Source organism: Olleya marilimosa CAM030 (assembly GCF_000518485.1).
Classification (GTDB): domain Bacteria; phylum Bacteroidota; class Bacteroidia; order Flavobacteriales; family Flavobacteriaceae; genus Olleya; species Olleya marilimosa.
Genome location: NZ_JADR01000002.1, coordinates 361220 through 382311 on the forward strand (window position 1 = coordinate 361220; position 21092 = coordinate 382311).

General features: G+C 32.3%; 17 protein-coding genes. 5 read left to right on the forward strand and 12 right to left on the reverse strand.

Annotation, left to right across the window (positions count from 1 at the left end; genetic code table 11):
* The first annotated feature begins 1 nt into the window (after nucleotide 1).
* Genes M890_RS0105655 through M890_RS0105670 form a run of 4 tightly spaced genes read left to right on the forward strand, consistent with a single transcriptional unit; the run spans nucleotide 2 to nucleotide 3637 of the window.
* Nucleotides 2-1360, forward strand: a complete 1359-nt coding sequence (locus tag M890_RS0105655; protein ID WP_028282603.1) for a hypothetical protein — start codon at nucleotides 2-4, stop codon at nucleotides 1358-1360.
* Between the two features lie 22 nt (nucleotides 1361-1382).
* Complete coding sequence (locus M890_RS0105660) at nucleotides 1383-2495, forward strand: NAD(P)/FAD-dependent oxidoreductase (protein WP_028282604.1); 1113 nt, start codon at nucleotides 1383-1385, stop codon at nucleotides 2493-2495.
* A 1-nt stretch (nucleotide 2496) separates the two neighbouring features.
* Nucleotides 2497-3183 (forward strand): monofunctional biosynthetic peptidoglycan transglycosylase, encoded by a 687-nt coding sequence (mtgA, locus tag M890_RS0105665; protein WP_028282605.1) that lies wholly within the window; start codon nucleotides 2497-2499, stop codon nucleotides 3181-3183.
* Nucleotides 3176-3637, forward strand: a complete 462-nt coding sequence (locus tag M890_RS0105670; protein WP_028282606.1) for a GreA/GreB family elongation factor — start codon at nucleotides 3176-3178, stop codon at nucleotides 3635-3637. Before mtgA ends, M890_RS0105670 begins: the two co-directional genes overlap by 8 nt.
* A gap of 190 nt (nucleotides 3638-3827) precedes the next feature.
* On the opposite strand, the gene M890_RS0105675 is transcribed toward M890_RS0105670, so the two are convergent.
* The 12 genes from M890_RS0105675 to M890_RS0105730 all read right to left on the reverse strand — a co-directional run bounded on the left by M890_RS0105675 (nucleotide 3828) and on the right by M890_RS0105730 (nucleotide 20223).
* The gene (locus tag M890_RS0105675) at nucleotides 3828-4739 is read right to left on the reverse strand and encodes an ABC transporter ATP-binding protein (RefSeq protein WP_028282607.1); all 912 of its coding nucleotides are present in this window, start codon (nucleotides 4737-4739) and stop codon (nucleotides 3828-3830) included.
* Between the two features lie 66 nt (nucleotides 4740-4805).
* Nucleotides 4806-6245, reverse strand: coding sequence for a TolC family protein (locus tag M890_RS0105680; protein WP_036597185.1), 1440 nt, complete (start codon nucleotides 6243-6245; stop codon nucleotides 4806-4808).
* Nucleotides 6238-9489 carry an efflux RND transporter permease subunit gene (locus M890_RS0105685; protein WP_028282609.1) on the reverse strand — a complete coding sequence of 1084 codons (3252 nt, stop codon included), beginning with the start codon at nucleotides 9487-9489 and terminating at the stop codon, nucleotides 6238-6240. Before M890_RS0105685 ends, M890_RS0105680 begins: the two co-directional genes overlap by 8 nt.
* Before the next feature lie 25 nt (nucleotides 9490-9514).
* A complete protein-coding gene (locus M890_RS0105690; protein WP_028282610.1) occupies nucleotides 9515-10597 on the reverse strand; it encodes an efflux RND transporter periplasmic adaptor subunit in 1083 nt (360 codons plus the stop codon).
* 147 nt (nucleotides 10598-10744) lie between these two features.
* Entirely contained in the window at nucleotides 10745-11167 is a 423-nt protein-coding gene (locus M890_RS0105695; protein ID WP_028282611.1) for a hypothetical protein, read from the reverse strand.
* Between the two features lie 146 nt (nucleotides 11168-11313).
* Complete coding sequence (locus M890_RS0105700) at nucleotides 11314-13479, reverse strand: prolyl oligopeptidase family serine peptidase (protein ID WP_028282612.1); 2166 nt, start codon at nucleotides 13477-13479, stop codon at nucleotides 11314-11316.
* 83 nt (nucleotides 13480-13562) lie between these two features.
* Nucleotides 13563-15650 carry an FG-GAP-like repeat-containing protein gene (locus M890_RS0105705; protein WP_028282613.1) on the reverse strand — a complete coding sequence of 696 codons (2088 nt, stop codon included), beginning with the start codon at nucleotides 15648-15650 and terminating at the stop codon, nucleotides 13563-13565.
* A 14-nt stretch (nucleotides 15651-15664) separates the two neighbouring features.
* Nucleotides 15665-16756 carry a hypothetical protein gene (locus M890_RS0105710; protein ID WP_028282614.1) on the reverse strand — a complete coding sequence of 364 codons (1092 nt, stop codon included), beginning with the start codon at nucleotides 16754-16756 and terminating at the stop codon, nucleotides 15665-15667.
* A gap of 82 nt (nucleotides 16757-16838) precedes the next feature.
* Nucleotides 16839-17828, reverse strand: coding sequence for an aspartate-semialdehyde dehydrogenase (locus M890_RS0105715; protein ID WP_028282615.1), 990 nt, complete (start codon nucleotides 17826-17828; stop codon nucleotides 16839-16841).
* Nucleotides 17829-17978: 150 nt separating this feature from the next.
* Complete coding sequence (mscL, locus tag M890_RS0105720; protein ID WP_028282616.1) at nucleotides 17979-18380, reverse strand: large conductance mechanosensitive channel protein MscL; 402 nt, start codon at nucleotides 18378-18380, stop codon at nucleotides 17979-17981.
* Between the two features lie 96 nt (nucleotides 18381-18476).
* Complete coding sequence (gene alr, locus M890_RS0105725) at nucleotides 18477-19583, reverse strand: alanine racemase (RefSeq protein WP_028282617.1); 1107 nt, start codon at nucleotides 19581-19583, stop codon at nucleotides 18477-18479.
* Nucleotides 19576-20223 (reverse strand): thymidine kinase, encoded by a 648-nt coding sequence (locus M890_RS0105730; RefSeq protein WP_028282618.1) that lies wholly within the window; start codon nucleotides 20221-20223, stop codon nucleotides 19576-19578. The genes alr and M890_RS0105730 overlap by 8 nt, the downstream gene beginning before the upstream one ends.
* A gap of 120 nt (nucleotides 20224-20343) precedes the next feature.
* Here M890_RS0105730 and M890_RS0105735 point away from each other — a divergent pair, with 120 nt between their 5' ends.
* Complete coding sequence (locus tag M890_RS0105735; RefSeq protein ID WP_028282619.1) at nucleotides 20344-21075, forward strand: DUF8457 domain-containing protein; 732 nt, start codon at nucleotides 20344-20346, stop codon at nucleotides 21073-21075.
* Nucleotides 21076-21092 lie beyond the last annotated feature (17 nt).

The window sequence follows — 21092 nt, forward strand, 5'->3', positions numbered from 1 at the left end:
AATGAAAATTAAGAAAATATTAAAAAAAGCAGCCATTATTATTAGTGTGCTGCTTTTAGCTTTTAAAGGCTTTTTAATGTACCGTAATTACACGTCTTACCAAGATGTAATACATTATAAGGCCAATCAAATAGTAAAGGTAAATATTGACGGTATCGCTCAATCACTAGTGTTTAATGCAATTGCAAATCCTTCATTTTATTTAAAATCAAAAAGGGAGAATGACTCTATTATTGATGACGATAACAAACAAAAAAAAGGATTCAATATTCCTGCTAACATCTTTTTATACACTATTAAAGGACAACCTATAACCACAGTATTTACATCCTTTAAAATTTCAGAACAAAACACCTTTAAAGACTACCTTAAAGCTAATTATAAAACTGAAGATTTTAAAGACACCCAAAACTTTACTGTTGCAACAGTATTAAATAATAGTGTGGTTATAGCATTTAACAAAACACAAGCAGTTATTGCATACAATCCAAGTAAGGACGATGTAAATCAAGTGTTTGAAGACATATTGGTAAATCATAAAACATTAGAAAAGTCAGATGTAAAATGGGAGAAATTACAAGATGCAGATGGACATTTTAATTACCTCACAAAAACAGATCATTTGGCTATTAATTTTCAATCTGGAAAAGCTATAATACAAGGTGATTTTGTATTGCCAGTATTTTTGGACACGCCAAAAGTTTATAAAAGCACAAATTTTTCTAAAGATGCTAGTGTAACTTTTAATCTTAATCTACTTTCAACATTAAAGTATGTAAACTTTAAACACAAAAATCAAAGTGTAGACATAGACAGTTTAGATACATATTATAAAGGTCATATGGCTCTAGAAATTGCTAAAGCAACAACACAATTAGACTCGGTAATAACTTATGAGTATAATGACGATTTTGAAAAAGTAGAAACCCTGACAACGGTAACAAAACAAGTACCAGAAATTAATTTGCAATTAACCTCTGACGCTTCAAAACTTTATAAATATTTAGAAAAAATAGCGATAGTAAAAGATGGTAAATTAAGTAAAGATATATTTCCTTTGTATCAAGTTAAAATAGATTCTACTAATGCTAAAAGTTTGCAAGCAAGTACCAATTTATCCAATACAGTAAAATCAATATTAAACGAAACTTCAGAAGTTTTTGCTTTAAACGTTAATTTTGAAAAATTGCAAAAGCAGAATCATTTTCCAATGATACATGATTATTTAGAAAAGCTAATAACCTTAAAAATTATTGGAAATAATTCTCAAAACGAAGCAATAGCAGTAAATGGACAAATGATTTTAAAAAATCAAGATATTAATGCCTTAGCTCAGTTTTTTATTAATCAAAAAGAATAAACAAATTTAGTATCTTACTAAGATGACATTAAGCTATTGGGAAATAAAATCATGGTTAACCAACGTGGATTATACTATTGTTGGTAGCGGAATTGTAGGTTTAAATTGTGCTTTGCAATTAAAAAAACGTTTCCCCAAAGCCAATATTTTAATATTAGAAAAAGGCACTTTACCTCAAGGAGCAAGTACTAAAAATGCAGGTTTTGCTTGTTTTGGTAGTTTGTCAGAAATTGTAGCCGATCTTAAAACACATACAGAACAAGAGGTTTTAGATTTGGTGCAAAAACGTGTCAAAGGATTACAAAAATTAAGAGATAATCTTGGAGATAAAACCATAGATTATCAACAATTAGGAGGTTATGAGTTGTTTAATACTAACAGTGATTTATTTGAAACCTGTTTACATCAAAAAACGTTAGTTAATAATTTATTAAAACCTGTTTTTGAAGACAACGTATTTAGCCTTAAAGAAAATAGATTTGGCTTCAAAAACATCAAGAATCAATACTGTTTTAATCAATTTGAAGGACAAATAGACACAGGTCGCATGATGGAGGCATTACTAAAAAAAGCACTCTTAAAAGGCATTAAAATACTTAATAATGTTTCGGTGTCTAGTTTTTCAGAAGATGCCAATGCTGTTAAAGTGGAGACCAATCAATTTAGTTTTTCTACTTCAAAATTATTAATAGCAACAAATGGCTTCGCTTCGGTTTTGAATATTCCAAAAGTTAAACCAGCAAGAGCACAAGTGTTAATTACAAAACCAATAAAAAATCTTCATATAAAAGGCACGTTTCATTTGGATGAAGGGTATTATTATTTCCGAAACATCGATAACAGAATACTATTTGGAGGTGGACGTAACCTAGATTTTAAAGGCGAAGAAACTACTGAATTAAGTCAAACAGATTTAATTCAGAATAAACTAGAAGCGTTATTAAAAACTACAATTTTACCAAATACACCTTTTCAGATAGAGCATCGCTGGAGCGGAATTATGGGAGTAGGAACTCAAAAAAAACCAATTGTAAAACAGCTTAGTAATAATGTGTTTTGTGGTGTGCGATTAGGCGGAATGGGAGTTGCAATTGGAAGTTTAATAGGAGAAGAATTAGCAAACCTAATAGCGTAATATGTTTAAAAAAATATTCAAATTTTTAGCTAAATGTTTACTTTGGTTTATTATTTCAACCGTTGGTGTGGTGGTTTTATACAAGTGGATGCCTGTACCAATAACACCATTAATGGTCATTAGATATTTTGAAAAGGACAGTCCAAAACTTTTAAAACACGATTGGGAACCAATAGAAAACATCTCTAAAAATTTACAACTAGCAGTGATTTGTAGCGAAGATCAAATTTTTTTAAGTCACAATGGATTTGATTTAAAAGCAATTGAAAAAGCTTACGAAAACAATAAAAAAGGAAAACGTATTAAAGGAGGTAGTACCATAAGCCAACAAACAGCAAAAAATGTGTTTTTGTGGCCACAACGTAGTTGGTTACGCAAGGGGTTAGAAACATATTTTACATTTTTAATAGAGTTGGTTTGGTCCAAGGAGCGTATCATGGAGGTCTATACAAATAGTATAGAAATGGGTAATGGTGTTTATGGTGCTGAAGCTGCAGCTCAATATTGGTTTAAAAAACCAGCATCTAAATTATCAAAATTGGAAGCGTCTGCAATAGCAGCAATTTTGCCAAACCCAAGAAAATATAAGGCTAATCCTGTTACTAATTACATAGCCTCTAGAAAAAATTGGATAATAAAACAGATGAATTTTTATGGTCCTTTAAATTATAAAACAGAGGATGAATAGCACTGAAAAAGTTAAACTAGCATTACATAATGGTTGTGTTTTGTTTACACAAAATAGACTAGATACCATTAATAAAACCATTTTGGAACTGCAAGAATCCTTAACCTCTGAGACTAAAAGTAGCGCTGGAGATAAGCATGAAACTGGACGAGCTATGGTGCAATTAGAACGCGAAAAAGCAGGACATCAATTAGCCGAAATACAAAAGGTCAATCAGCTATTAGCAAAAATAAGTACAGAAAAGACCTCTAAAGTTATTGGCTTAGGTAGTGTTGTTTATACTACAAAATCTAATTATTACATTGCTATTAGTGCTGGAGAACTAGAGGTTGGTACTCAAAAATTTTATGCAATTGCAGCCAATACGCCTATTGCACAATTGCTTTTAGGTAAAACAATTGGCGATGATATTGTTTTTAGAGCACAAAATTTTTCAATAACAGATGTTAACTAACGTCTAAGTCAACAATTTTCGAGGTGTCTTTAGTGAAATTGAATTAGAAAAAAGTTGAATATAATTCCCTTAAATTTAGAATAAGGAACTAGTATTAAAAACAACATTGGTGTGCCTAAATTACAGCATAATAGAGTCTTGTTAGCTATCTCTATTTCGTTGACACATCATGGTGCTTTTAGCGGTTATGCTATTTTGTGATTTCTAAATACTGAGTAGTATTTTTTTCTAAGTTTGTTTTACTTTCAAAAAATACAATGTCATCACCTAATAAGGCTTCAATTAAGTAATAGTGTCCTTTAAAATAAGAGTGCAACACTGTAGCTTTAAGCTCAGAATTGGTTACCATTTTTAATTGATGCGCGTATATTATTGCATCGTTAATTATATTAAACTCGCCAAAAAACGAAGCTATTAATGGTGCTTCTGGATTTTTGAATAAATTTTCTGGGCTATCATTAACAACAATTTTGTTGTCGTACAAAACAATCATTCTGTCTGCAAAACCTAAAACATCTTCTCTGTCGTGGGTTGCAACAATACAAGTTATGTTTTTATCTTTTAAATATCTAAACACATTACGTCTAAGTGATTGTTTTTGGAAGTTATCAATATGACTAAAAGGCTCGTCTAATAAAATAATTTCTGGCTGTTTTGCCAATGCACGTGCTAATGCGACGCGCTGTTTTTGACCACCGCTTAAGGTTTTTACTTTGGTTTTAGCAAGCTCTGTAAGTTCTACAACTTCTAGTAACTCTGCAGTGCGTTCTTTTTTTTCTTCTGGAAAAAAGTTAGACAGGTGTTTACCAATGTTTTCTTCAACGGTTATATAAGGCATTAAGTCAAATTCTTGAGAGACATATTTCATGAATTCATAACCGACAACCAAATTATATTTAGGACCTAAAATCTCTTGGTCTTTCCAGAAAATTTGACCTTCATTTAAGTCAAATTCGCCAAAAATAAGATTTAAAAGAGTGCTTTTTCCAGAACCGCTTTCGCCAATAATAGCAACGTGTTCACCTTGATTAGCAATTAAAGAGATGTCTTTTAAAACAGGTGTTTTATTATACGAAAAAGAAAGATTTTTTACTGCTAGCATAGTCGTGCAAAAATAGTATAAAAAAACCGCTCCAAATGGAACGGTTTTGAAATTTATTATTGTTTTTTAATTCCACCCACCACCTAAAGCTTGATATAGTTTTACATTAGCTAATAATTGGTCTCGTTTAGTTTCTATAATTTCAATTTTAGAATCTAATGCTTCTCTTTGTGTAAGGAGTACTTCTGTATATTCTGCTCTTGCAGATTTAAAAAGTCTAATAGAAAGCTCTATAGCTTCCGTAAGTGCCTCCACTTGTTGTGTTTTTAAAAGGTAACTTTTGTTTAAATTCTCTACATTAGATAATTGATTTTCTACTTCTATAAACGCATTTAAAATCGTTTTTTCGTATTCATAAATAATCTGAAGTTGTTTGTTACTGGCAGTTTTATATTCTGCTTTAATTGCATTTCGGTTAATTAATGGAGCGATTATATCTCCAATTAAAGAATACGCTAAAGATTCTGGTGTGCTAGTTAAAAATTTAGGTTTAAAAGCTTCTAATCCAACACCAGCTTTAATACCAATGGAAGGATAGAAATTTGCCTTAGCTATATTTACGTTTAACTTTGAGGCAGATAACTCTAGTTCAGCTTGTCTAATATCTGGTCGATTGGCTAATAGTTGTGAGGGTACACCAGAGTGCATAACGTCTACTTCTTTAGTTATAAAATCATCAGAATGTCTGATTACTGTTTGTGGGTATCTTCCAACTAAAAAATTAATCAAATTTTCTGTTTCTACTATTTTTTGCTGAATTTGATATTTATTACTTTTATTTTTAAAAACCTCAGCCTCAAAGCGTCTAACAGCTAGCTGTGTTGCTCTAGCAGCTTCTTTTTGAAGCTTTACCATTTTTAAAGCACTTTGTTGTAAGTCTAAGTTCTGTTTAACTATAGTAAGTTGGTTATCCAAAGCAATAAGCTCATAATAGGCACTTGCTATTTCTGAAACTAATTGCGTAACCATAAAGTTTTTACCTTGGATAGTTGCTAAATATTCTAAAACTGCTGATTTTTTACCATTTCTAAGTTTTTTCCAAATATCCAATTCCCAAGAGGCAGAAAGTCCTGCCGAAAAGTTGGTTAATGGTTCCGGAAACTCTTCATGTTCACGTATGTCTAAGTGTTGCTCTACAGCACCATTTCTGGTGAATTCACCAACTTTATCAACTTCCGCACCAGCGTAGATACCTACATAAGGCAAATAGTCTCCTTTTTTAGCTTTTATTTCGTTTTCAGCCATATTAATTTGCTGTAGCATCATATTTAATTCTTGATTATTAGCTAATGCCAAGTCTATCAAGTTTGTTAAATTTTGGTCGGAAAAAAAGTCTTTCCACTTTACAACTGCTGTGTTTAGTGTATCATTACTATTGTTACTGTAAGTCTCAGAAATGGTTTTATTTTCTTCTCTTATCGCTATTTGTGTTGGCACACATGATTGTAATAATAGTACAATCATGATGCTAACAACAAAAAGATGTTTTATGGTTTTATTATTCATCTTTATTTTTTTTGCTTAGTTTTTTAAATAGATTTTTTAGTTTAACAATCTGCTCAGTATTCTTTTTAGTTTGTTGTCCAGCAGATTCACTATTTCTAATAAATTCTTCAGATAAAGGCTCAAGCGACTCATCTTTTATTAGACTTTTTCCTTCAGCCATTTTGGCGAAAATGTAATATAATCCTGGAATAATTAATACTCCGCCAATAGTCCCTATTAACATACCTCCTAATGATGAACTTCCTATGGTTTTATTAGCAATTGCTCCTGCACCTGTTGCTATTATTAAGGGAATTAATCCTGCAATAAAAGCAAAGGACGTCATTAAAATAGGTCTAAATCTAGCTTTGGAACCCTCAATTGCTGCTTCTAGAATTGTAGCGCCTTGTCTTTGTTTTTGCACTGCAAACTCCACAATTAATACTGCGTTTTTACCAAGTAGTCCTACCAACATGATTACTCCAATTTGTGCATAAACATCATTAGCTAATCCCATTGCTTTTAATAGGACAAATGATCCAAAAACACCCACAGGAAGTGATAAAATAACCACTAATGGTAATAAAAAACTTTCGTATTGTGCAGCTAACACAAAGTAGACAAATACTAAAACTATAATAAATATATAAGTCGATTCATTACCTCTACTGGCTTCATCATAGGATAAGCCTTCCCAAGCGATGTCATATCCATTGGGTAGCTCTTTTTTAGCTACTTCGTTTATCGCGTTTATGGCGTCACCACTTGTATATCCTGAAGCAGGTAACCCTCTTATTGACGCAGAATTGTAAAGGTTATATCGTGTAATTTCATTTGGTCCTAATTTTTTTTCAATAGACATAAAAGCGGAGTATGGTACCATATCTCCTTCTTCGTTTTTAACATAAAGCTTTTCTAGATCAGATGGTAGTCTTCTATATTCTGGTGCTGCTTGTGTGTATACTTTAAAGAATCTACCAAATCGAATAAAACCTTGCTCGTAAGTACTACCAATTAAAATATTTAAATTTTCCATTGCTTTACTAATAGTTACTCCTTTTTGCATAGCAATTTTGTTGTTTATTTTTAACTCATATTGAGGGTAGTTTGCAGAAAAGAAGGTAAATAATCCAGTTAGCTCTTTACGTTTGGACAATGCAGCTATAAAGTCGTTATTAATCTTTTCAAAATGTTGATAATCTGTAGAGTTGGTTTTGTCTAGTAAGCGCATTGCAAATCCACCAGAAGATCCAAAACCAGGTACTGCAGGAGGCTCAAAATACTCGATAACAGCTCCTAAATCTTTGGTTTCTTCTTCAAGTTCTTCCATTATCTCATGCACAGAGAGGTGACGATCTGACCAAGGTTTTAAATTAATTAAACACGTACCAGCATTAGAGCCTCGACCTTCTGTCATAATCTCATAACCAGAAAGTGATGACACAGATTCTACACCTTCGGTTTCTTCACAAATTTTTTGAAGTTTTTTAGCAACTTCATTTGTACGTTCTAAAGTTGCTCCAGGAGGCGTTTGGATAATGGCATAAATCATTCCCTGATCCTCGTTAGGTATAAAACCAGCAGGTAATACTTTATTAGTAAAATATATTCCTGCACAAAATGCTGCTAATATCCCAAAGGTTATAATACGTCGCGCTACTATTTTGTTTAGTACTGCTACGTATTTTCCTGTAAGTTTTTCAAAACCATTATTAAACCAAAGTATAAATTTATCTACAATAGATTTTTTAGTTTTCCCATGGTTATTTTTAAGTAGCATTGCACATAAAACTGGTGTTAATGTTAATGCTACAATTGCTGAAATTACAATTGAACCAGCCATAGTAATCGAAAATTGACGATAAAATACACCAACAGGACCTGTCATAAATGAAATAGGTATAAAAACCGAAACCATTACTAAGGTTATGGCTACAATTGCTCCTCCAATTTCGCCTAATACTTCATAAGATGCTTTGTATGGTGTGAGTTGGTCTTCTTCCATTTTAACATGGACTGCTTCCACAACAACAATAGCATTGTCTACTACAATACCAATTGCTAATACTAATGCAAAAAGAGTAATTAAGTTAATTGACAACCCAAATAATTGCATTACAAAAAAGGCACCAATTAAGGATACAGGTACTGCAATGATTGGTATTAGTGTAGAGCGCCAATCTCCTAAAAATAAAAAGACAACAATGGCTACTAAAATAAAGGCATCTCTAAGGGTATGTAAAACCTGCTCTATAGACGCGTCTAAAAAGTTAGACACATCATAACTAATTTGGAAATTTACATCAGGTGGTAAATCTACTTCTAGCTCTGCTAATTTGGCTTTTACCTCTTTAATAACATCACTACCATTACTACCAAACGTTTGTTTTAGGACTATTGAGGCGGATGGTTTACCATCTAAATTAGAATAAATGTCAAAAAACTCACTACCTAAATTCACATCAGCAATATCTTTAAGTTGAATGGTTTCACCTTCTTTATTTGCTCGAACAATGATATTTTTATATTGATCAGGTTCGTTATATCTATTTTGATAGGTTAGTACATATTCTAAAGATTGTGCAGTTTTACCAGAGCTTCTACCTAAACGACCAGGTCTAGCTAAAATGCTTTGCTCTTCCATTGCTTCTAAAACTTCTTCTGCAGAAATATTATAGGCACGCATACGATCTGGTTTTAACCAAACACGCATTGCGTATTTTCTGCTTCCTAAAATTTGTGCACTTGCAATCCCTTTAATGCGCTGTATTTCTGGGATTATTTTGGTATATGCATAGTTGTATAAAAACTTTTCGTCGTTGTGCTTATCTGTACTAGATAGGTTAACGTACATTAACATACTAGGTTGTACAGGTGTTATAATTACACCTTCACGTTGCACTAACTCTGGTAATAATGGCATGACCTGATCCACACGTGTTTTAACCCTAACAACAGCTTCGTTAGGATCTGTTCCTGGTTCAAAAATCACACGTACTGTAGCTTCACCAGCACTTGTTGCATCTGATGCTATATAACGCATGTCTTGCACACCATTTATGGCTGTTTCTAGCGGAATTAAGGTAGAGTTTACTAATACCTCTGAACTAGAACCAGGATAGGCTATAAAAATATTTACTGTTGTTGGTGCTATTTGAGGGAATTGAGATATAGGGAGTTGCTTGATAGCTAATCCACCTATAAATAAGATGATAACCGAAATGACAATAGCCAAAACGGGTCTTTTTATAAATTGTTTAAACATGTCTTTTGAAGATTAAATTCTAAAATTATTCAGCGTATAAGTCTAACTCAGACATTACTTTGGTTGGCTCTAAAAACTTGGTTTCTATTTTTTGATTGTTTTTTACCATTTTTATACCTTCTAATAAAATAGTGTCGTTTTGAGAAAGCCCTTTGCTTATTATAAATAGATGTGGTAGCTCTGCTCCAATTGTAATTTCTTTTTGTTTTACTACATTATTTTTATCTATTACAAAAACATAGGTTTTATCTAACACTTCAAAAGTGGCTTTTTGTGGTATAATTATGACATCTTTAAAAGGGATAGACATTAATACACTACCAGTTTCGCCATGTCTTAAAATACCATCAGGATTAGGAAACGTGGCTCTAAAAGCAATATTTCCGGTTTCGCTATTAAACTCTCCTTCTATAGTTTCAACAATGCCTTTTTGGTTAAATTGTTTGTTATTAGCCATTAGTAAGCCAACTTCTTTTTTAACGTCTTTGTCTGTGCTTGTTATATAATCTAGGTATTCTGCTTCTGGTACGTTAAAATACACCCACATTTTACTATTGTCAGACAATGTGGTTAGTAACTCTCCTTCGTCCAAAAGACTTCCTTCTCTTGCTTCTAAATGGTCCATGATACCATCAAAAGGTGCGGTTATTTTAGTAAAACCTAAATGAGTTTGTGCTAAAGCAACTTCAGCATTTGCTTTATCTAAATTGGCATTTGCCATAGCTAATTCATTTTGAGAAACGACATTGCCTTCTGCTAATAGTTTAGTGTTTTGTAATTCAATTTGTGCAGCATTAGATTCGGCTTTAGCCTTTTGTAATTCAGCTTGATAAATATTTGGCATTATCTGGAACATAGGTTGTCCCTTTTTAACGTGTTGACCTTCGTCTACAAATATACTTTTGAGATAACCTTTCTCTAAAGCTCTTAATTCTATATGTCTTATGGAGTGAATTTGACTAACATAGTCCTTAATTATAGTGGTGTCTTTTTTGATAGGATTTGTAACAAGAAAAGCAACATGTTCTTTCTTTTCTTCTTTTTTAGTTTCGCAACTTGTATGAAATAGACATGCGAATAAACCCATGAAAATGAAGATTTTTTTCATAATTTTTTATTTAAAATAAATTGGTAAAATAAAATAAGATTGTAGCAAGTCATTGCCAATAAGGCATATGATTGGCTGTTTGTGTTATGTTAAAATGTTTTGTAAGTAATAAACCAATTGCAAATTGGTTTTAAAAAAGAGAGAAAATCAGATTATAAAAACCTCTAATCTAATGTGAAGTTTTGTCGAAGGTTGACAAAAAGTTTGTTTGTAATGGTTAGCCTCTGCTTGAAGTTGAGAGGATAAATCGCTTAATAATTGAGCGTTTAAAAATGCAGCTATATAACTACCAAAAGAATTTATAGTGGTATTTGTTACCGATTCTTCATTTTCTGCTTCTTCACTTTCTGTATAATCAAAAATTAATTGGTTGTCTTGATTATTGAAAATTGAAAAGTGAGCGGATTGACTTGAAATGTCATCTATTGAAACTGGGTTTGTTGTTTCAGATTTAGATGTACTAATTAAAGTGAAATTATTATCTAATGTACTATTTGCAAATACGTTTATTACTCCTGAGAATAACAAGAGTATTATTAGCGTCAAATATTTAGAGATAATTTGTTTCATTTTATGGATGCAAAATTATATCAATTGACTAATATCACCAAAATAAAGATTGTTTTTTATGTGTTATTTAAGACTAGAAATATAATATACAAAAAACCTGTAGGATATTGTACCTACAGGTTTTTAATACGTTGTATGTGTTTGTTTTAATCTTTAAAGTTTTCGATTTCTGTTGGTAATACTTCAAAACCCATATTGTATAGTGTAAATCCATAAATATCAGCATATTGCTCTATGGTTTTACTAACGGGAGTTCCTGCTCCATGTCCTGCATCAGTTTCTATTCTGATTAAAACAGGATTGTTTCCGGTTTGTTTAGCTTGTAATTCTGCAGCAAATTTAAAACTGTGTGCAGGTACAACTCTGTCGTCATGGTCACCTGTTGTAACCATCGTAGCTGGATATTGTATGCCTTCTTTTACATTATGTACAGGAGAGTAGCCTAGTAAATAATCAAACATTTCTTTATTATCTTCTGCAGTACCATAGTCATATGCCCAACCTGCTCCAGCTGTAAACGTGTGGTAACGTAACATGTCTAAAACACCAACCGCAGGTAAAGCTACCTTCATTAAATCTGGACGTTGGGTCATTGTTGCTCCAACTAGAAGACCTCCATTAGAGCCACCTCTAATAGCTAAAAAGTCTGATGAGGTGTATTTTTGATTAATAAGGTACTCTGCAGCAGCAATAAAATCGTCAAACACATTTTGTTTTTTAAGTTGTGTTCCTGCATCGTGCCATGCTTTTCCGTATTCACCTCCACCACGAAGATTAGGTACAGCATATATACCACCTTGTTCCATCCATACAGCATTAGCAATGCTAAAACTAGGTGTTAAACTTACATTAAAACCACCATAACCATATAGGATTGTTGGGTTTTTACCATCAAGCGTTAATCCTTTTTTATGTGTAATAATCATTGGTACTTTTGTACCATCTTTTGAGTTATAAAAGACTTGTTTGCTTTCGTAATTTTCAGGATTAAAATCAATATTAGGTTTACGGAATAGCTCTGAAGTACCGTTTTCAATATCATATTTATAGATACTACCAGGAGTTACATAGTTTGTAAATGAATAGTATAATTCTTTTTCTTCCTTTTTAGCACCAAATCCACTAGCACTTCCTACACCAGGAAGTTTTACTTCTCTTACTAATTTACCATCGTAGTCGTACTGCATTACTTTAGATACTGCATCTACCATATATTCAGTAAAAAAGTATCCACCAGCTGTTGAAGGACTTAATACATTTTTAGTTTCAGGTATAAAATCCACCCAGTTTTCTGGTGTCGGATTTGAAGCATCAACAGTAACTATTTTTTTGTTTGGAGCGTTTAGATTTGTAACTAAAAATAATTTTGATCCTTGGTTTTCTATTAAATAAGTGTCACTATCTGTATTACCAATGATTTCTACTAATTTAGAGTTTGGTTGTGTTAAATCTTTAATATATAATTTGTTTCCAGAGGTTGAAACACGAGGTGATATTAATAGGTAACGATCGTCCTCTGTTACGCTTCCGTAGATATATCTGTGTTTTTGCGAAGGTGTACCTCCAAAAATTAATTGATCCTCTTTTTGAGATGTTCCTAATTTATGGTAGTATACTTTATGTTGATCTGTTTTTGCAGATAACTCGCTACCTTTTGGTTTGTCATAGCTTGAGTAATAAAAGCCTTCATTTTTGTACCAAGACATACCGCTAAATTTTATGTCTACTAAGGTGTCTTCAACTATTTTTTTAGACTCAGTATCCATTACTAATATTTTTCGCCAATCGCTTCCTCCTTCAGAAATAGCGTATGCTAAAGTCTTTCCATCTTTAGAAAAACTTGTTCCTCCAAGAGATATGGTACCATCTTCTTTAAACGTATTGGGATCTAAAAATACAGTAGCTGTGTTTGGATCTTCACCAGTTTTATAGCGATATATTACGTATTGGTTTTGTAAGCCATCATTTTTATAAAAATAGGTATAGTCACCTTCTACAAAAGGTGCTCCAATTTTCTCGTAATTCCATAATTTTTCTAGACGTTGCTTTAGTTTTTCTCTGTAAGGAATATTATCTAAATAGCCATATGTAACTTTGTTTTCTGCTTTTACCCATGCTTCTGTTTCTGGACTTCTATCGTCTTCTAACCAACGGTAAGGGTCTTTAACATTTGTGCCAAAATAGTTAGTAACAGTATCAACCTTGGTTGTTGTTGGATACTCAACAACAATACTTTTTTCTTTTTTTTCTGCTTCTTTTTTACAGGACATAATAGTTATTACGGTTAAAATACCAATAGCTAGTTTTTTCATGTTGAAGGGATGGTTTAATTGTGTGAATAAAATTAATTAAAAAAGCACATGTAAACTACTAACATGTGCTTTTTAAGATTTTTTTAATTCTTTATAAATTTTTGAGCTTTAATATTTCCGTTACTAATAATTTTTAAAATATAGTTTCCTGATTGAATATTTGAAACATCTAAAACGTTAGCATTTAATATTCCTTTTAATACTTGTCTTCCATTCATGTCAAAAACAGAATACTCTGTGTTTTTTAAAAGATGATTTTCATAATTTAAATTTAAACTGTGAGTCGTTGGGTTAGGGTAAAGAATAAGATCTGATAATAAAAACTCGTCAAGACTTAATTGATTTTGACCCTCAATTATATTTAATGTTTGATTGATTGTTGGGTTTAAAATTACATCTACTATGCCTGAAGGCCACTCCACTGTTAAGCTTGTAATAGTGGTTGCTGTGCCTAATCCAAAATGTGTGTTTAGCGTGTTCATGTATCTAAATCCGTCACCACTTCTAACATCTCTAATTTGGCTGCCAAGAGCAGTCTCTATTGTTATTCTAGCTCCAATTCCATTTATATTACTAACGTTGCCAACGGTATTTAATGTAATCCAGTTATTTGTGGTGGTGTCATTCATATAAATTGAACCAGCACTACTAAAGGCATCAATAAATCCATCTGTGTTTAGGTCTCCAAAAGATCCTGCTGAAGGTAATATGCTTGTGTAAAGATTAAAAGTCATGTCACCATTACCAATTAATATATTGCCATTTGAAGCTAAGTCCAAAATACCATCATTATCAAAATCGTAAGTTACGTTCTCAATACCAGTATCTGTCATATCTAACACTCCTGAGCCAGCAGTGACATCTGTAAACGTTACTATTCCCGTTGTTGCGTCTAAATCATTTCTCATTAATTTATGAGAACCAGAACTTGCGCCAACAAATACATCCATATCACCATCGTTATCAAAATCTCCCCATGATGAAGACCACGTTTGCATTGGATCTGATAATCCAATTTGAGAGGCTACCTCTGTATAATTGACTACTAATGTATTTGAAGCATCGTAATAAGAGTCATTTCTATACATTTGATTTAGTCTTCTAGCTTCTTCACCACCACATTTGGCGATAAACAAATCAGAATCTCCATCGTTATCATAATCAACGAAAATTGATCCATAATGTCCACCCGAAGAGTAATCTCCTAAATTAAATGGAGCAGTTCCAACTGTAGATTGATAGTATTGTAAATTACCATTGCCATCGTTAATATAATACACAGTAGGTTCTACATCGTGGCAAACAAATGCGTCTAAATGACCATCCATATTTAGATCTGCAAAGTTTGATCGTTGAGAGAATACATATTCTGAACCAGAAATTTCAGTAAATCCTGTTCCAGTATCGTTTGCTTTCATAAAGGTTACACCTTGTCCAGCTCCATATAATAAATCCGTATAACCATTGGCATCAAAATCTGCAGCTGCAAGACTCCAGTTTGGTGTAAAATCAGCAGAAGTGGTTGCAATATTGACAGTATTAAAACCACCTGTCGCTAATTGATAATTAATATTAATATTTGTAGCTGTAACAGCAACAACATCATCTAGAAAATCACCATTCATATCAACAACAGCACGATTTGTCCCAGTTGTAGGTAAAGTTTGTTGAGTAAATGTTACAGGAGCTGGAGGAGGAGGAAGGACTACAGCACCTTCAGTCAATTGCCAATCAAATCCAGAGTCATTCCATTTATCGTCAAAAGCAATATAATATGTTGTGCCAGCAATTACGTTAAATTCTGCAATAGACAAAAAATTTGTTCCAGAATCGTCATCTCCTGCAACACATGTTAAGTTACCACAGGTTCCTGAATATATATGTAATCGAGTGTCTTTTCCTGAATTTTGAGTTAAATCCGTACTAATGGTAACAGTGTAATCGTTGGTTGGTATATACCTGTACCATTCTCCATTTGTTGCTCCAGTTCCATTTGCTGCGCAAATAGGAGTAGGTATTTCTGTTCCATCAATAATTCCGTTAATGGTAAAAACACCTGGACCGACTATGGCAGTGTCTGTGTTTGCATCCAAACAGCTATTACTGTTGGTTTGTGCTTTAATTAAAAAAGTAATTAAGCAAATTAAAATAGTAAGTAGTGGTTTTTTCATGGTTGGCTATTGGTTTATTCGCAGTTTTGTGTTAGTGAAGTGATCCATTGTTCTAAAAGAATAACACCTTCTTGGTGTATGAGTGTTCTGCCTAATAATGGCATTCTATATTCTTCTTGTGTATTATTTAATCTAAAATGAATTAATGAGCGTGCTATGTTATTTGGTTCTACAATTTTAGAGTAAGGTGCTATTGGTGTATCTGGATCAACACAAACACCTAAACTAACCTCACCTTGATAATCTCCAAATGCAAATCTAACAGGTCTGTAGTCACAATGTCTATCTTGACTGTGGCAGTGCGCACAATTAATGTCTAAGTAACCTCTAATTCTGTCGTTAAGTGTTGAGGTAGGATCTTGCCAATTAGAAACCGTATTAATAGTGTTGGGTAAGTTGTCCTCTAAATAACCAATTTCTATCCATTTTTGTAATTGATTTTTAACACCATCAGCGTAAGCTAAATCTTTATTAAGGTTTTGGGGTTTTGGACCAATTGGGATGGAATTAATTTCAGACTTATGGCATGTAAAGCACTCTGCAGCAGAAGGAATCCTGTAAGTGGTGTTTCTTGTTACTCCGTTTTCAATAAAAGTAACATCCGTATAACTTCCGGATAAATCAAAGTATGCTTCTGTTTGATTGTCATTCCAGATGTAATTTGCAAATTTCCAACCTTCGTTGGATTTATACATTAATCGTGTTTCAATAATCCTTGGTAGATTATTTGGTAAGGTATTTTGGTAGTAAAAGTTTTTTATAAAAACAGTGCCATCAGGAAAATTTAATATGGAATAATCATTAACATAAGTTGCCTTTTGGTTTTCTGGCATCCATATAAATCTTTTTTTGTGCGCGTAATCTGTAAATAACGAATTAATAGGCTGATATGGCAGAACGCCCAAAACAGGAGATAAGTCTTTAAGATTGCCTTCAAAAAAATGGTATTCTGATAAAGTGTTAAAAGGAGTTGCTTCTGGATTAAAAATAACAGGAGACGTTGCTGCACTTTGTTGTATTGGGACATACGTTTCTTCTGAGCTACAAGAAAATTGTAGCAAACCAGAAAAAATAATAACTAATAAGATTGCGTAGTTTTTGACCATATAAAAATATATATGGTCACTAATATATAAATTAATTGCCCCAAAAATGGGATTAACTTAATGAATTTTAGCTTGTTATAATTTAAACCAGCTTGTTTTTTACTAAATATTCTGCAATCTGAACTGTGTTTGTAGCTGCTCCCTTACGTAGGTTATCACTAACAATCCACATATTAATAGAGTTTGCTTGAGATAAATCACGTCTAATACGTCCAACAAAAACCTCGTCTTTACCATTAGCGTATAATGGCATTGGATAGGTGTTTGTATCTAAATTATCTTGTACGACTACACCTTCGGTTTGGCCTAAAAGCGTTTTAACTTCAGCTAAATCAAAATCATTTTCAAATGCAATATTAACAGACTCACTATGTCCACCAGCTGTTGGTATTCTAACTGCAGTAGCTGTTACAGCAATAGTATTATCGTTTAATATTTTTTGAGTTTCGTTAACCAATTTTAATTCTTCTTTGGTGTAACCATTGTCTTCAAATACGTCACAATGCGGAATTGCATTTTTAAAGATAGGATAGTGATATGCCATTTCTCCTGTAACGCCATTTAATTCATTTTCTAGTTGTTGTACTGCTTTTACTCCTGTACCAGAAATGGATTGGTAAGTTGAAACGACTATTCTTTTAATTTTATATTTTTTATGAAGAGGAGCCAAACACATGACCATTTGTATGGTTGAGCAATTAGGATTGGCTATAATTTTATCGTTTTTTGTAAGTTGATTTGCATTAATCTCCGGAACCACAAGTTTTTTATCCTGATCCATTCTCCAAGCCGAAGAATTATCAATCACAGTTGTGCCTACTTCTGCAAATTTTGGAGCCCATTCTAAAGATGTACTTCCTCCAGCCGAAAATAAAGCAATTTCTGGTTTGGCATTTACAGCATCTTGTAAGCTAACAATTGTATAGTCTTTACCATTAAATGAAAGCGATTTACCTACAGATCTTTCTGATGCTACAGGTATAAACTCTGATATAGGAAATTGTCTTTCTTCTAATACTTTACGCATAACTTCTCCAACCATTCCGGTTGCTCCAACTACAGCTACTCTCATTTTAAAATACAAATTAAATTAGAGGCTAAAATTAGGGTATTTAACTAAAGAAATAATATAAAAAGTATTAATTTTTTCGTAAAAATATGTGCATAAAAAAACCGATTTTAAATTCAAAATCGGTTTTTTATGATAATACTAATAATTAGATTACTTTTTTAAAGCATCTCTAATTTCCATTAATAATTCGTTATCAGTTGGTCCTGCTGGTGCAGCTGGTTCAACTGGTTTTTTAGTTTTGTTATATGCTTTTACAATTATAAACATGATAAATCCAACAATTATTAAGTTAATTATTGTGTTAATCCAGCTACCATACATGATTGCATTTTCTGGTTTTGTAACAACACCAGCTGCATCTACTACTGCTTCATCAAGTACAAGTTTTTTAGCAGCAAAATCAATTCCTCCTGCAAAATGTCCAACAAATGGCATAGCCACGTTGTTTACAAATCCATTAATTACTTGGCCTAATGCTCCAGCCATAATTACAGCAACCGCAAATTCAATTACGTTTCCTGTCATGATAAAATTTTTAAATTCTTTAAGCATAATTTTAATATTTTAATGTTAGTTAATATTAATGATATTCGAATTTAGTTAAAATTTTAACATAATTGATGTTTGTCAAATATATGTAAATGACATTTATCGACGAAATACACGTTTTACACGTTGAGATATGGCTGTAATTAATTCGTAGGAAATAGATTGTACATTTTCTGCTAAAGCCTCAGCAGTATACTTGTCATCAAATACAATAACTTCGTCACCTTCATTACAATCTATGGAAGTGATGTCTACCATAATCATGTCCATACAAACATTACCTAGTATATATGCTTTTTGATTATTAATGGTTACAAATCCATTTTTGTTACCATATTGTCTTTTAATACCATCTGCATGACCTATTGGTAACGTTGCAGTTTTTGTATCTGTTTGTGCTATAAAAGTTCTGTTATAACCTAAGCTTTCTCCTTTTTTTATATGATGAATTTGTGAGATGTTTGTTTTTAAAGCTGCTATTGGTTTTAGGTGTTTGTTTACATTTGGATCGTTACCAAAACCGTTTAATCCAATACCACTTCTAACCATATCAAAGTGTGCTTCGGGATAATTTATTATACCAGATGTATTACAAAGGTGCAAAAATGGCTTGTAGTCTAATTTAGCATAGACTTGTTTGTATATTGTTTTAAAATGCTCTATTTGAGATACAGTAAATGCTTTATCATCCAAGACTTCACTTTCTGCTAGATGAGAAAATAAACTGGTGATGTGTACAGCTTTGGTTTTAGATACTGTTTCAGTTATTTTAGAAATATCCTCCAAACCAAAACCTAATCTATTTAATCCAGTGTTAAATTTTAAATGTACAGGATAGTTGTGTTGCTTATGAGTTTCTGCGGAAGCGATAAAAAGGTCTAAAACTCTTTGTGAATATAGACTTGGCTCTAGGCAACGTGTAATAATGTCGTCAAAGCTTACGGGTTGAGGATGTAATACTAATATTGGTGTTGTGATTCCTGCATCGCGTAAAGCAACACCTTCATAGGTATAGGCTACAGCAAAATAATCAACTTCTAATTCTTGAAGATATTTTGCGACTTCAATAGCGTCGCTACCATAGGCAAAAGCTTTTACAACTGCTAAAAATTTAGTGCTTCCGGATAGTTTTGATTTTAAAAACTTAAAATTATGTTTAAGTGCTTTTAAGTCTATTTCTAAAACTGTTTCTTGAGCCTTATTCATTAGAGATTTTAGGTTTAATTTTAATCTCCTCAGCAGCTTCAACCTTCATGTCTTTTACTTTTTCTCTAAGGGTTGCTTTATAATACGCAGCTCTGCTTAGAGGTTCATACTCTTCAGTTTCGCCTAATAATACAAGGTTGTCATTAGCAGATTTTCTAAAACTATATTGTGCTAGATTTCCGGTTCTGGTACAAACAGCGTGTACTTTTGTAACATATTCTGCAGTTGCCATTAAGTATGGCATTGGACCAAAAGGGTTACCTTTAAAATCCATATCTAAACCAGCAACAATAACACGTATCCCTTTATTTGCTAAGTCGTTACAGACACGAACAATTTCGTCATCAAAAAACTGAGCTTCGTCAATACCAACTACATCACAGCCATCTGCAAGAATTGGAATATTAGCTGCAGCAGGTACAGGAGTGGATCTAATCTCGTTAGCATCGTGTGAAACTACCATTTCATCATCATAACGTACATCAATTGCTGGTTTAAAGATTTCTACTTTTTGTTTAGCAAATTGAGCGCGTTTAAGTCTTCGGATTAACTCTTCAGTCTTTCCAGAAAACATTGATCCACAGATGACTTCAATCCATCCAAATTGTTCTTTTTGATTTACTGTATTTTCAAGAAACATTTTGTAAATTTAGCACTAAAACGTAAAGCATTTACGTTTTGTATAAAGGTGGGTCAAATTTATTAAAAATCAAAAGGCTAACTTGCAATTAATTCAAAAATTATAAAAAAAAATAAAACCATGAAGAAGAAATTAGAATCAGAATTAATGAGTATTGCACACAGGATTCTAAAACTAGTTGGTAAAGAAGACGTTAATAGGATGCATGCAGAAGTTGCTGTTTTATATGAAAAGTTAACCGTTTTAAAATTTGCTAACGAGAACTTTGAAGATAGCATTCCAACTATTGGTAATGACTCTTCATTTTTTGACATGTTGGATTCTGCCTTCAATAATAAAGTAAGTGATAATATAGAAGTCGATGATAAAACTTATATTAATTTAGACGATGCTGATCAGGATGATATTATGGAGCCTGTCATGGAAAAAATTAAAGATATGGTTGCCCAAATGCCACAAGAAACACATCAAGTTGATGATCTACTAGATTCGGTTTTACCAAAACATAACTATGCTAAAAATGATTTTGAAGAAATAACTGCTGGTTTTGATGAGATACCTGTTTTTGATCCTGTATCTAAATCTGATGTAAATGAAAAAAAGAGTTTAAACGATAAATTAAAATCTGGCTTAAATATAGGTCTAAACGATAAGTTGGCTTTTATTAAACATTTATTTGATGGTGAACCTGATGATTATAATAGGGTTTTATCACAACTAAATACAACTACAACATTAGACGAAGCTGAAAATTTAATTAATAATGTGGTTAAACCAGACTATAATAATTGGATTGGTAAAGAAGATTACGAAGTCCGTTTTATGGAAATTATCGAAGCTAGATTTAAGTAGTTTTTAGGTTAATAATA